Below are 13464 nucleotides of genomic sequence, written 5' to 3'. Positions count from 1 at the left end.
GGAGTCGGGGTGCGGCCGTGCCTCGTTGGGGAACTGAACGTTCCTGGAGTCAGTCATCCACTCCTGTCCGCCCCTCTGGGGGCGGAGAAACGCGACGAGTGGGCCCGGCATCTGGTGATCGAAGAAGAGTTCATCGACGTCACAAACGGCTTGAAGAACGCCCAGACGCCCCGTGGCGGCGTCGTAAGCCTCCTCGCCCGGCTGGGGCCCGTTGTACGGCGTCGGCTCATTCACCCGATCCACCCCCATCGAGGTCCGAACGGAGGCATCTTGTGACCGTCCGGACGGTGCCGCTTCAGTTCAGGATCGGCGGCCAGCCGATAGTCACCGGCTTCCATGGCCTTGGCTTTCTCCTGCTTCAGCCGGGTGCACGTGGCACATGAGGTCATCGGTTCCGCCCTCCGCGCCCAAGGTGCTTGTCGATCTTCTTCTTCAGGGTCTCCGCACGCTGGTCCAACTCCTTCTGCGTTGAGGGCTTGGACGCGTTTTGCTGTGCCTCCTGCGGTTGGGCTGGAGGCTCGATCGCGCTCACCGCGAGACCCCCAAGGCTCGCTGCCGCTCGTGCCGGAGGACGTACAACGGCACGGGGTCGGTGTCCCAAGCGATCGGGAACCGGTCTTCAGTCGGGATACGCGGGAGCTGAAGCGTGGGCGAGTCCGCGATACAGACAGGCGCACAGGCCGAGGTGGGTACGGGCACGGCGACGCGTGCCGGTGTGGGCTTTGAGGCATCGGTTGTCCGATGGCGCCCAGGGGCGGGGAATAACCTTCGTCCCCACCGTTCCATGGATCGGGCGATACGCTTTCTCATGTTGACGCTCCCTACGCAGCGTTGACCATGCCCCCGGGCCGGTCGCACGGTCGCGGGGGTCCTTCTCGCTCTAGGCAACCGCTCCACTACGCATCGCGGTACCGTGGCAAGAGCGGCAGTTTTTAAGAGCTTTAAGCGCCTGCTTTAGCTGAGGGGTTGAGCGCCGAATGAGTGAGCGGGAGCCGAACGAGGGCCTGGAACGGCTGTTCCGAGAGACCGGGTGGACGCTGCGGCGGCTCGTCCAGGAGGTCAACCGCATTGGTACCGAACGCGGAACGCCACAGAAGTACCGGGAGCCGTCCGCCCATCAGTGGCTTAAGGGGCACATGCCGAAAGAGGCGGCCCGACCACTGATCTTGGAGGCGTTCGCCCGGAAGCTGGGCCGACCGATCACGCACGCTGAGGCAGGGTTCCCCCTGCCTGCCAACGAGTCGAACGCACGCCTGGGTACCGTTGAGGCGTTGATCGACTTGGGGAGGCAGGACATGGAACCCTCGCGCCGCAGTGTCCTTGGCGTGAGCCTCTTCTCTGTCGCGTTGACTGTGCCCAACTGGCCGGACGTTGTAGGCCGGATGGAAGCCATTCAGACAGGGCAAGCGCAGCGCATAGGGATGCCTGACGTCCATACGGTCGTGGCCATGACTGAACGGATCTCAGAGCTTGATGATCAGTTCGGTGGCCGACACGCACGCCCCATGGCTGCAGCATTTCTTGTCAATACGGTGGCTCCGTACCTTCGGGCCGATGCCACAGAAGAAGTCCGTAAAGCGATAATGTCGGCTGCGTCGGACCTGTGTTACCTCACCGGGTACATGGCTGTGGATGAAGGGGTTCACGGGCTGGCTCAGAAGTATTACTTGAAGGCTTTGGAGTTGGCTGGAGCCTCAGAGGATCACCTAACTTACTGCACTACGCTGCGAGGAATGAGCGTTCAAGCGGTTGATCTCGGGCACGGCCGGGAAGCCATGAAGCTAGCGAATTCCGCTGCCGCCGCTTCCCCCAACGCGGGGCCGAGAATGCGGGCCTTCCTTGCTGGACAACAGGCCCACGCTGCCGCACAGCTCGGGGAGCGCAATAACGCCCTTGGGTACCTCAAAGAAGCAGAGGTCGCCATGGAGAAGGCCGAATCCCGATCGAAAACGTTCGGCTCATATAATCCGTCATCGCTCACGTATCACATTGGTCAGGTGCGATACGAATTGGGTGATGTTCGCGGCTCCATCGAGGCACTTGAGGAATCCGATAAGCTACGACACCAGTCATTTCGCCGGAACCGGATCCGCTATCTGTCCATGCTTGCCGAGCGGCAGCTAGAGGTTGGCCACCTCGAAGCCGCATGCGCCACATGGACGAAAGTCGTGGACATCTATCCGCAAGTCCAATCAGGTCAATGCGACCGAAGCATTTCGAATATGGGTTCTCGCATTCGACCTTACCTCAAGAACCATGCGGCTCGGGAGCTTTACGAACGGGCACGAGTAGTGACCCCCGCATACCTCATTTAAGTGCGCGTACCTCGCTACCCCTTATCTGAGATTCGACAAAAAGGCGAACCAGTCGGAATAGTCGACTGGCGCACCTGAATCATTTATTAGAGTAGGTCGCGGAACGGGTTTCCCTGGACAGGGGCGGGAGCGGTCGACCGCTTCACTGGTTGGGGGCGTCGGCGACCAGTCGGAGGCGGGGCCGCTCGGCCGGGACGACTGTGGGCTCGTCCGCTGCCCCGTTTTCCTCACTCTCCGCTCTGGCTGGCGGCGTCACAAAGTGACGGGAACTGTCATGGCGGAGCGTAAAAACGGTGGCCGGTCGGCCAGTCTTACCCGACCGTTCCACGGTCACCACGATGCGCATCGCCCCCGCGGCCGGCATCCGGCCCGGGTTTCGACCCCTCCAGGGGTGATGAGGACCTGCCCCTCGGTGGGCAACTCAGCCTGCTTGTCCGGTTTCGACCCCTCCAGGGGTGATGAGGACGTTGCGGGGCGGGCGGGGTGGTGTCCGGATCCAGGTGTTTCGACCCCTCCAGGGGTGATGAGGACCCGCCTCGGGCGAGATGGACACCTCTTGGGTGTCGAGTTTCGACCCCTCCAGGGGTGATGAGGACTGTTGGGCTTGGTCCCCGGGTGGTCCACGCGCCGCGGTTTCGACCCCTCCAGGGGTGATGAGGACTCGGGAAGCCCGGCTCCGGAGTCCGGCAGCTCCCTTACGCATTTCGACCCCTCCAGGGGTGATGAGGACCCCGCACCGCGCTGGATGAGCTGGGCTGTGAATGGCTGTTTCGACCCCTCCAGGGGTGATGAGGACCGCGGCTGCCTGATCGCACAGACCGCCCCAGCGCAAGTTTCGACCCCTCCAGGGGTGATGAGGACAGGCGCACGATTCGTCAAGTCCAGCCACAGCGACCCGTTTCGACCCCTCCAGGGGTGATGAGGACGTACTCGGCCGTGAGTCTCGGCGGGGACAAGTGGATGTTTCGACCCCTCCAGGGGTGATGAGGACCGGTGGTCAGGAGGCTTTCCCAGTGTGTGTCGAACAGGTTTCGACCTCTCCAGGGGTGATGAGGACCCCGAGGGTAAAGCCACCGGTCAGCGCCGCCTTGTATCGGTTTCGTGGGGTGGATTTTGCAGCGATCCGGCGGTAGCGCATCAGTACAGGTCAGAGCGTTGAAGGCTGGGGGCCTTCGCAGTTGCGGGTGGCTGTCGTAGGCGTCCGCTAGTTTGCGGGTTCGGTTCAACCACGGCAACTCCATCGTAGGTCGCTTCCAGGTTCCGGCCTCGCGGCTGCTAGCACAAAACGATGAGTTTCACAAATGTTTGCGGTTAATCATTCCTTGCCGCCCTTCGTTCGCTAAAGTCCGAGTCCCTCCACGACTGTGGGCCATGGAGGTGCAACAGCTGGTATGGGCACAAAGCCGTTGGGGGTGCGATGCGGATCAGGGTGGACGTCGAGGCGGATGTGCCCAGTCTTCGATGGGAGGACGTGCACGGGCCGGCCAGAGCGGTGATGTACGAGCTGCTCGGTAGCCAGGACGCCGCTATGGCTCGGTCGCTGCATGACGAAGGGTGGAGGGGCCAGCCGCTCAAACCCTTGGGCCTGACGATTCCCCAGTTCAAGGGGGCGCCCAAGAAGAACGGTGTCTATACGACGTCGAGCGATGGGTCGGTGTGGTTCGGCTCGCCGATTCCGGAGATCGCAGCCGCCTTGGTGGCGTCGCTGGCATCCCGTACCGAGATCGTGTGGGGCGCGGCGCGTCTGAAGGTGCGCGGGTTCAACGTGGATGTCGGCAGCCAGGTGTCGGACGGTCCCGTGGAGTTGAGTACGACCACGCCCGTGGTGGTGAAGTACGAGAGTCGCTATCTCCTCCCGGGGGACGACCATTACCTCGAACGGCTTCAGCACAATCTGGCGCACAAGGCGGATGTGCTGGGACTTCCGGCCCCGCATGGTTTACGGGTGTTGGAGGCCGGGCCCCGGAGGCGGTTCACGGTGCGGGGGGCGCCTCGTATCGGGGCGCAGGTGCGCGTGGCGATGGAGGCCGACGCCCGTTTCGTGGAGGCGTTGCGCTCATGGGGGCTGGGGTTGGACACGGTGCAGGGTTTCGGGTGGATCCGGTGAGCGCCCTCGCCATGGCGGCCGGGGCCATGGCACCTCTGTCGGCGACCAGCCATCCCCTCCAGCGCGCTGGGGCATGGGCGGTCGCCGTGTTGGCCAAGCGCGAGACGCCGGGCGAGGTCATCGAGGCCGACCTGGAGGCGGTGGCTTCCCGCATCATCAGCGACGTGAGTGCAGCGGCCGTGGCCGCGAAGGACACCCCGGCGTACGACTGGTGGAAAGTACTCTTCGCCCTCTACCCGAACTCCAAGGCGACGCACAGCAAACGCTCCCGCGACCAGGCGGTGTTGCGGGCGGCCATCGCGGAGATGTTCGTGCCCGAGGACAGCCAGGCACCCACCCGACCGTGCACGTTCTGCGGAGCGCCCGCCGCAGCGGTGTGGGCTAAGTCGACTCTGCCGATGTTCGATACGAACAAAGCGCTGAACACGTTGCCGCCGGGCGTCGCGGGCTGGCCCGTGTGCCGGGGCTGTCGTGTCGCCGCATGGGCTCTGCCGTACGGCGCTTGGGTCACCGCCGGATCGGCGACCGTTCTCTCCTGCGAGGAGGAGACGGCAGAGCGGGCGTTCTCGGCGCGCAATGTGCAGCGGGCCCAACGGATCATGCACCTCGGCTTCAGCGGCCTGCCCGCCGACGCCCGGGCCGAGCTGGTCGCCGTCCGGGCGATGAGGTCCCTGCGCGCAGGGCTACCGGCAGCCGCCACCTTGTGGAGCTTCAAGAACGACAACCAGGAGCCGTGGCTGCGGGTGACGCGTACGCGTCGTGCCGTGCCCGTCTTCCTGGCCACGGTGGAGGGCAACGCCGAGCTGAGCCGGGGCTGGCGGTTGCTGGAGTTGGCGCTCACCCGGCACGACAAGAACGGACAGTTGTTGGCAGGCGGCCCAGCCGAGGCGGCCCGGCTGCTGTTCGAGGCCGAGGACGGCCGGAGCCGTTCGCTGCTGTGGCAGCTGCACTCCGTGCTCCACCAGTCCGACGGTCACTGGAGCACGCGGAACCGAGCAGCCCTGACCCGGCTCGCCTTCACCTACGCCGAGGAGGTTCTCGGGATGAGCCCGGACCTGAAGCCCGTGGCGACCGTGGTCGCTGACTGGATCGAGCACGGCAGCGGTAGCCCCCGTGGCCGACTGGCGGAGTACCGGAATGTTGCGCTGAGCGATTACAAGCTCGGCACTCTGCTGTTGCAGGCCCACTTCCGCCTGACTCTCGATGGCCGTCCTGTGGTGGCCGGCCCGGAGGACTGGAGGCCGCTGATCCAGCAACGCCCCCGCGCCTGGGAGCAGCGCATGCTGCTGGCCGCCACGGTGCTGCAGATCCTTCAAGAGCGCGGCGTGGCCGTCAGCGAAAAGCGGGCCGAGGCGGACGAGGAATCGCGGACTGAGGAGCTGCTGGAGCAGCCATTGCTCGGCCTCGACGAAGACGACGAGATGGGAGCGGTCTGAATGGCCTACCTGGCAGGAAAGATGGTGCTCGCAGTCGAGGCGGGCGCGCCCAACAACGGCAAGGCGGAGGAGACCAAGGCCAGGGTAAAGTTCGCCCGGATCCGGGGCCGGCACTACCCCTATATCTCAGCCCAGGCGGTACGGCGCTGGACTCGGGACGGCATGGTCGAGCTCGGTGCCGTGCCCTCTCCCGTCACTCGGGTCGGCAAGGCGCAGAACAAGGCGCAGAAGGCCAACACCGAGGCGGACCCGGTGCGGTACGCCGACGATGACCTGTTCGGCTATATGCGGGCCGGTGCCAAGAAGGACGACGCAGCGACCACTCTGCGCGACAGTCCGTTCATGCTGGGCACCCTGATGTCGGTCGAGCCGACGTACCCGACGGAGGACTTCGGCGTGATGTCGCGCGGGGTCATCGAGCCGGTCCTTCACGGCCATGAGTTCTACACCGCCGATCTGGCCGCCCCGTTCCTGCTGGACATGCCGCGGATCGGTACGTTCACCCTGCCCGACGTGAATGGTGTGGGCAGGCCGAACTACCTCACCCAGGAGCAGGCTCTTGCCGTGGCGGACGCCGCCGCTGCCGGAGCGACCACCACCACGTTCCGGAGCCAGCCTGCAGTGCGGCTGCCGATTGAGGAACGCCGGAACCGAGCGGCGCTGTTGCTGGAGGCGCTGGCTCACCTCAGCGGCGGAGCCAAACAGGCCCTCCATTACGGGGACCGGGTGCCCGCCCTGATCGTGATGGTGCCGTTCAAGGGCGGCATCAACCCACTGGCGCACTGCGTCGACGGTCAGGAAGGCGCTGGGCTGCGGGTGCGTGGCGAGGTGCTGCGGGCCGAATTGAAGGCGTGGGAGGGTGAGTGGGAAGCGCCGGTCCGTATCGGCTGGCGCCCCGGCTTCCGGGACGACTTGCGCGAGGACTTCGCGAAGGAATGTGCCGAGGAGATCGCGGACGGCGCGATCGTCGTCGACCATCCTCGTACGATCCTGCGGACCTTGGCCGCCGAGCTGCGTGAGGGCCGGCTGGACGGCTGGTTCGACGACCCGGCGCGGTGATGTCCGTGCAGCGTGAGCCGCAGACGGCCTGGCGGGCGGAGTTCTGGGCGCCGGTCGCGTCCTTTCGGGATCCTCTCTTTCCCGGTCTTAGCCGGGGTCTACCGCTGCCGCCGCCCTCGACGGTGCGAGGGCTGTTGGCGGCAGCGACCGGCGAGGTGGCGGAACCGCTCGCCCTGGGCATAGCGGCCTGGAGCGAAGGTGCCGGTGTGGACGCGGAGACGTACCATCCCATCGCCGCCGACGGCTCCAATCCGGCCGTCTCCGGACGCGTGCGCGCTGTCAAGGGCGGCATGACGATCCGCGACCGGCCGTTCCTCGCTCATGTGCACCTGACGGTGTGGCTGCCTGGAGGCGACGGAGACCGGATCGCCAAGGCACTCAGCCGCCCCCTGTGGCCTCTGCGCCTGGGGCGTTCTCAGGATGTCGTCCACCCCCTACGCCTACGGCGCACCACGCTGTACCCCACCGAGGAAGCGACCGTGGACCACGCCTTGGCTCCAGCGGGCGGGCATGACGTGCCCGTGGCCACGGTGCACCGTATGGCGGCCAGCGTCTCCACCGACCGCCTCAGCACCTCCTGGGCGGACTACCTGTGGTGTGACAGTCCTACGGGCCTCCACCCCGTCCGGAACGCCTACCAGGACGACCAAGGACAGGCAGTGTGGCTACTGACTCCCTGAGAGCGGAAGGCCGTCGGCGCTGGCTGACCGACATCCGTGCGAAATCCACGCCCGCCGACGACCCCGAGCGGCTGACCACCCACTCCCGAGCCGTGCATGACGTCGTCAGCCAGATCGAAGCACGGGTCGCGACCACCGGAATCATCGCCACCGAGCCCGCCTTCTGGTCCCGTGTCCGCAAAGCCGCCCTTCTGCACGACACCGGCAAGGTCGCCGAAGGCTTCCAGCAGCAGCTCCAGCCCGGCGGGCAACTGTGGGGCCAGCGACACGAAGTACTCTCGCTGGCCTACGTCGACCTCCTCGCCACAGCGGCGGGCTGGAGCGACGAGGACCGGCTGGTGATAGCCACGTTGGTCGCGACCCATCACCGGTCCCTGCACACCTCGTCGTCGGGCGCCGCGGGGGGCAAGCCACCCCTGGCGCAGATCTACAACGCCCAGACCCGATGGGACGAAGCGTTCACCCGCAGCCCGCATCCGTCAGGCGTACAGGTCCAGGTCACGCGCGGACTGCACCAGGAGCTGCTCGCATGGCTCGCCGGCTTCCTTGCCATCGACCCTCCGTTTGCCGCGCCTGGCGAGGCCACGTTGGCGGACCGGGCCAGATCACTACTCGAACACGTCCTCGCCACCTGGCAGCTCCCCGTCAAAGAACACCAGGGGCTGCTCGCCGTCCTCGCGCAGGGCGCGCTCACGCTCGCCGACCATGCCGGTTCGGCACACCAGCACCTTCAGACCCACATGCCGCTCCCCTCCGACTACATAGACCGCATCCCGCACCCGCCCTACCCGCACCAGCTGGAGGCAGCCGCCACCGACGGCCACCTGATCCTCATCGCACCCACCGGCAGCGGCAAGACAGAAGCCGGACTGGCCTGGGCAGCCCGGCAGATGACCACGATGCCCGGCTTACCCCGCCTCGTCTGGACCCTGCCCTACCGTGCCTCCCTCAACGCGGCACGCGAGCGCTTCCGGCGCACCCTCGTCCCCGCGCCAGGAGATCGCAAGGTCGACATCGGCCTGCTCCACGGCACAATCGCTCACACCCTCCTCACCCAGACACTCGACGACGACTGCGCGAGTTCCCAGAGCACTGGCCGCCGTGAACCGACCGTCGCCCAGGCACGCCAGGCGCGTGCCCGCGCCGGCGCCATGCGGCTGTTCGCCCAGCGCCTACGCGTGGCGACGCCGCACCAACTCCTGCGCGGCGCCATCGCGGGGCCCGCCTACTCCTCCGTCCTCCTGGAGCAGACCAACTCTCTCTTCGTCCTGGACGAACTTCACGCCTACGAACCCGAGACCTTCGGCCGCCTCTGCGCCGCCATGGGGCTATGGGAGCGGCTCGGCAGCCGCGTCGCCGTGCTGTCAGCCACACTCGCCCCGCCGATGACCGCGCTGATCGACGAAAGCCTTACACAGCACCTCGCCTGCCACCGCGCGCCGCAAGGCACCAGCCCGGTGCGCCACCGCCTCGTCGTGGACGACGCCCCGCTCACCTCCCCTCAGAGCGTCGACCGCCTGCGTACCTGGCTCCAGCAGGGCCACAGCGTCGTGGCTGTCGCCAACACGGTGACCACCGCCCAGCACCTCTTCGACGAACTCGCCGACGAAGCACGCGAAGCCAGCCATGAGGATCCTTGCGCCGCTCTCCTGCTGCACTCCCGCTTCAAGAACCGCGACCGCGCAGCCATCGAGAAGAACCTCCTGGCACGGCATCCGGAACGGCGGACCGGGGACCGGGCTCGTTGTGGCGGACTGACGGTCGCCACCCAGACCGTCGAGGTCTCGCTACAGCTTGACTTCGACCGCGGAGCGGTAGAGCTCGCCCCGGTCGAGGCGGTCGCCCAGCGCGCCGGCCGGGTCAATCGCCGTGGTCTGCACCCCGACGGTCCGGTGGAGTTCCGGGTGCACCGGGCGCCTGGGCCCCGGCCGTACGACGCGGGTGCCATGGAGGCCGCCTGGCAGGCGCTGACCAAGCTCGTCGAAGAGGGGGCCGACACCCTCAGCGAGCAGGACATCGACCGCCTGCTCGCCCTGGCCTACGAAACCGATTGGGGCAAGGACTGGGCAGACGCAGCCCGTCGCGCTCGCGACGCCTTCGCCTCCGAGTTCCTCACCTTCACTGACCCGTTCCACGATCGCAGCGAGTTCGCCCAGGCGCTCAGCGAGCAGTTCAACAGCGTCGAAGTTCTCCACCGTGACGATGTCGAGGAATACGCGACACTCACCGCCGGAAGGAAAGGGGAGCAGTTCCTCCTCGCGGCAGACCTCCTCATCCCCCTCCGCTACAGCCAGCTCAAGATCTACCAGGCACAGTACGACCGCCATCTGGGGGTCCACGTAGTCAACGGCGAGTACGACCTGACCACCGGGCTGAAGCCCTCGCAGGAACCGGAGACCATCCTGTGACCGGCCCCACCGAGGAGCCCGCCGACGACGGCTTGCGCTTGGGCGGGGTCCACATCAAGTACTTCCACCACTGCCCCCGCCAGCTGTGGCTCTATAGCCGCGGCTACCGGCCCGAGCAGCGCAGCGATCTCGTCGCCTTCGGTGAGGTCATCGACGACACCACCTTCACCCGGCGCCGGGACATCGACCTCGGCGAAGCGAAGATCGACTGGGTGACCACCGGCGCAGTCGTGCACGAAACGAAGTCCTCCCGCGCACCGGCACCGGCCCACGCTGCTCAGGTACGGCACTACTGCCTCCTCCTGGAACGCCGGGGCATCACCGTCCGCGGCGGCACGGTCCACTACCCCCTCATCCGCCGCACCACCGACGTCCCCTGGGACGCGACCGCCCGCGCCCAGGCCGAGGACTCCGAAGCCCAGGCCCGCGCCACCATCGCAGCCGCCGAACCACCCGCCCGCCTCACCCGCGCCGACTGCCGCGGCTGCTCCTACCTCGACTACTGCTGGGGAGACTGATGCCCGCTGTCGGCCGCACCTACTGGCTGACCGAACCGTGCCGCATCCGCCGCGAGGACAACAGCGTCCGAATCGAGCGCCCTGACGGCAGCCCGGTCCGCATTCCCATTACGGACATCCGCGACCTGGTCACTTTCGACCACGTCGACATCAATACCTCCGCGCTCTCGCTCCTGAGCCGCAACGGCGTGACCCTCCACGTCCTGGACCACTACGGCAACCACGCCGGGCACTTCAGCCCCTCGGAATCCATGTCCTCCGCCAGTGTCATCCGACGCCAGGTGGAGATCACCGCCGACCCGGACGAACGCACCGCGATCGGCCGCTCCCTCGTCCTCGCCACCGCCGAAAACCTGCGCTGGGCCCTGGACACCGACCTCCTCGACCCTGCTCTGACGTCGCTGCGTACCGCCCTCCCCGACTGCAAGGGCAGCGACGAGATCATGGCCCAGGAGGGAAACTTCCGGCGCACCGGCTGGGCCGTCCTCGACACCCAGCTGCCCGCCTGGCTCCGCCTCAACGGCCGCACTCGCCGACCACCCACAAACGCGGGCAACGCCTTCATCAGCTACCTCAACGCCCTTGTCTACGCCCGCGTGCTCACCGCCCTGCGCACCACGCCCCTGCACCCGGCCATCGGCTTCCTGCACTCGGACACCGACCGACGCCGCAACACCCTCGCCCTCGACGTGGCTGAACCCTTCAAGCCCCTCTTCGCCGAACGACTCCTCAAGCGCGTCGCAAGCCAGAAGAAGCTGAAGCCCACCGACTTCGAGACCGACGTAGCCCGGGCCTCCCTCAGCAAGGACGGTCGCAAAAAGGTCGCTGCTCTCGTGAAGGAGGAGCTGGCGACGACCGTCTATCACCGCACGCTCAAGCGAAAGGTGAGCTACGAGGAACTCATCCACCTCGAAGCGCTCAAGATCGTCCGCATGTGCCTCGAAGGCAAGTTGTACAAGCCCTTCCGCCCCTGGTGGTGATCAGAATCTTCGTCATCCTCGTGTACGACACCGCCGTCGAACGCAACCCGAAGGTCCTCAAGACCTGCCGGAAGTTCCTTCACTGGACGCAACGAAGCGTTTTCCAGGGTGAACTCTCCACCGCCCAGTACCGCGCCCTGATGGCCGCCCTGAACACCACCATCGACCCGGAGCACGACAGCATTGTGACCTACACTGCCCGGTCTCCCGACATGGTTGAGTCCAGCACTCTCGGAGTCGCCTTAGGCGGCCCCGGCGACATCCTCTGAACCGCTCTGACCTGCGCAGATGCACTACCGCCGGATCGCTGCAAAACGACAACGGAAGCCGTTCTTCATCGGTGCTCTGACCAGCGGCTTTACCGTCGGGTCCTCATCAGCCCAGGAGGGTTCGCAACCCGGCGACCGCCGCCGCGATGCCCGCGTATGCGGCCAGTCCTCATCAGCCCAGGAGGGTTCGCAACCCGGGATCATCTCGGCGTTCACCCCGATGTCGGACGTCCTCATCAGCCCAGGAGGGTTCGCAACCCATCAGGGTCTACCGGCCCAGCAGAGGCAGGGCCTACCGGTCCTCATCAGCCCAGGAGGGTTCGCAACCTGGAACAGGCTCATGTACCCCGGCCGGCGCCTGTTGTCCTCATCAGCCCAGGAGGGTTCGCAACGCAGGGCCGGGAGCGCATCTATCGCCCCCGCGCCGAGTCCTCATCAGCCCAGGAGGGTTCGCAACAGGCTTTTGCCGCTGATGGTGACGGGCCCCTCGTGTCCTCATCAGCCCAGGAGGGTTCGCAACTCCATACCGGGGTGACGGTGAGGAGGTCGGGCAGTTCGTCCTCATCAGCCCAGGAGGGTTCGCAACGTATACATGAGAGAACCGACGCCGTTCGGGGTCGGGTCCTCATCAGCCCAGGAGGGTTCGCAACATGCGGAGCCGGGTGAGCTCGGCCAGGTCGGCAGCGGTCCTCATCAGCCCAGGAGGGTTCGCAACCTGGTGGAGCGGATCGCCCACCGCCTCCACTGCGGGTCCTCATCAGCCCAGGAGGGTTCGCAACTCCAGCTCCTTGAGCGCCTGGTTCACCAGCCGCAGCGTCCTCATCAGCCCAGGAGGGTTCGCAACTCATCTCACCCACCCCGCAGACGATGGCCCGCTCCCGTCCTCATCAGCCCAGGAGGGTTCGCAACGTGTAGGTGCACACCCATCCGGTGGCCCGGTTCGAGTCCTCATCAGCCCAGGAGGGTTCGCAACCTGGTCAGAGTCCTGGTGACCAGCGGTGATGTGTTCGTCCTCATCAGCCCAGGAGGGTTCGCAACGCCGGATCGGGCAGCGTGGCCCGCTGCGGGGGCAGGGTCCTCATCAGCCCAGGAGGGTTCGCAACGCGTAGAGCGGGTACCGGCCCCCGCCCGCCAGGGCGGTCCTCATCAGCCCAGGAGGGTTCGCAACCGCGCGCACAGGACGAGCTCGGCCTCCAGGGCCTCCGTCCTCATCAGCCCAGGAGGGTTCGCAACCGCGCGTACAGGACGAGCTCGGCCTCCAGGGCCTCCGTCCTCATCAGCCCAGGAGGGTTCGCAACGGGGAAGCCTGCCGACGTCCGCACGGTGACGCCCGTGTCCTCATCAGCCCAGGAGGGTTCGCAACCTTTTTTGCGCGGCCCGTATGAAGGAGGGGAACCGGTGTCCTCATCAGCCCAGGAGGGTTCGCAACATGGGGAACATGACCTCTTGGCCGTCGATCTGGTGGAGTCCTCATCAGCCCAGGAGGGTTCGCAACATGCGTGCGCGCTCGACAGCCGCGCGGGCCTGCCGGTCCTCATCAGCCCAGGAGGGTTCGCAACGTGTAGGCGGGGTTGTGGTCGGCCATGGTCAGTCCCTGTCCTCATCAGCCCAGGAGGGTTCGCAACAGCAGCTGCGTGTCCTTGCCGCGCCCGAGGTAGGCGAGTCCTCATCAGCCCAGGAGGGTTCGCAACA

General features: G+C 66.6%; 9 protein-coding genes and 2 CRISPR repeat arrays. All 9 genes read left to right on the top strand.

The features are described from left to right. Positions 1–977: 977 nt before the first annotated feature. The 9 genes from ABZU99_RS26505 (at position 978) to cas2 (ending at position 11772) form a co-directional block, all read left to right on the top strand. Positions 978–2315: a tetratricopeptide repeat protein gene (locus ABZU99_RS26505; protein ID WP_356049198.1), complete on the top strand. Its 1338-nt coding sequence runs from the start codon at positions 978–980 to the stop codon at positions 2313–2315. Positions 2316–2688: 373 nt separating this feature from the next. After that, positions 2689–3372: a CRISPR direct-repeat array (repeat unit 29 nt; unit sequence GTTTCGACCCCTCCAGGGGTGATGAGGAC). Between the two features lie 372 nt (positions 3373–3744). Next, positions 3745–4422, top strand: a complete 678-nt coding sequence (gene cas6 / locus ABZU99_RS26500; protein WP_356049200.1) for a CRISPR-associated endoribonuclease Cas6 — start codon at positions 3745–3747, stop codon at positions 4420–4422. Continuing rightward, positions 4419–5858 carry a hypothetical protein gene (locus ABZU99_RS26495; RefSeq protein ID WP_356049202.1) on the top strand — a complete coding sequence of 480 codons (1440 nt, stop codon included), beginning with the start codon at positions 4419–4421 and terminating at the stop codon, positions 5856–5858. Before cas6 ends, ABZU99_RS26495 begins: the two co-directional genes overlap by 4 nt. After that, positions 5859–6917 carry a type I-B CRISPR-associated protein Cas7/Cst2/DevR gene (gene cas7i, locus ABZU99_RS26490; RefSeq protein WP_356049203.1) on the top strand — a complete coding sequence of 353 codons (1059 nt, stop codon included), beginning with the start codon at positions 5859–5861 and terminating at the stop codon, positions 6915–6917. It abuts the gene before it with no gap. Then, positions 6917–7597: a CRISPR-associated protein Cas5 gene (locus ABZU99_RS26485; protein WP_356049205.1), complete on the top strand. Its 681-nt coding sequence runs from the start codon at positions 6917–6919 to the stop codon at positions 7595–7597. The genes cas7i and ABZU99_RS26485 overlap by 1 nt, the downstream gene beginning before the upstream one ends. Then, positions 7579–10005 carry a CRISPR-associated helicase Cas3' gene (cas3, locus tag ABZU99_RS26480; protein WP_356049207.1) on the top strand — a complete coding sequence of 809 codons (2427 nt, stop codon included), beginning with the start codon at positions 7579–7581 and terminating at the stop codon, positions 10003–10005. The genes ABZU99_RS26485 and cas3 overlap by 19 nt, the downstream gene beginning before the upstream one ends. After that, on the top strand, positions 10002–10523 hold the full coding sequence (locus ABZU99_RS26475; protein WP_356049209.1) for a CRISPR-associated protein Cas4: 522 nt from the start codon (positions 10002–10004) through the stop codon (positions 10521–10523). Before cas3 ends, ABZU99_RS26475 begins: the two co-directional genes overlap by 4 nt. Continuing rightward, entirely contained in the window at positions 10523–11503 is a 981-nt protein-coding gene (gene cas1b, locus ABZU99_RS26470) for a type I-B CRISPR-associated endonuclease Cas1b (RefSeq protein ID WP_356049211.1), read from the top strand. Before ABZU99_RS26475 ends, cas1b begins: the two co-directional genes overlap by 1 nt. After that, positions 11500–11772 (top strand): CRISPR-associated endonuclease Cas2, encoded by a 273-nt coding sequence (gene cas2, locus ABZU99_RS26465; protein ID WP_356049213.1) that lies wholly within the window; start codon positions 11500–11502, stop codon positions 11770–11772. Before cas1b ends, cas2 begins: the two co-directional genes overlap by 4 nt. 99 nt (positions 11773–11871) lie before the next feature. Continuing rightward, positions 11872–13463: a CRISPR direct-repeat array (repeat unit 29 nt; unit sequence GTCCTCATCAGCCCAGGAGGGTTCGCAAC). Position 13464: the final 1 nt, after the last annotated feature.

Origin of the sequence: Streptomyces sp. NPDC005266 (assembly GCF_040607655.1) — a bacterium.
GTDB lineage: Bacteria > Actinomycetota > Actinomycetes > Streptomycetales > Streptomycetaceae > Streptomyces.
This window is presented reverse-complemented; position numbering and strand designations above follow the sequence as displayed.

Coding starts and splice junctions, on each gene's coding strand:
- ABZU99_RS26505 (WP_356049198.1), top strand. CDS start 978: ATGAGTGAGCGGGAGCCGAACGAGGGCCTGGAACGGCTGTTCCGAGAG.
- cas7i (WP_356049203.1), top strand. CDS start 5,859: ATGGCCTACCTGGCAGGAAAGATGGTGCTCGCAGTCGAGGCGGGCGCG.
- ABZU99_RS26485 (WP_356049205.1), top strand. CDS start 6,917: ATGTCCGTGCAGCGTGAGCCGCAGACGGCCTGGCGGGCGGAGTTCTGG.
- cas1b (WP_356049211.1), top strand. CDS start 10,523: ATGCCCGCTGTCGGCCGCACCTACTGGCTGACCGAACCGTGCCGCATC.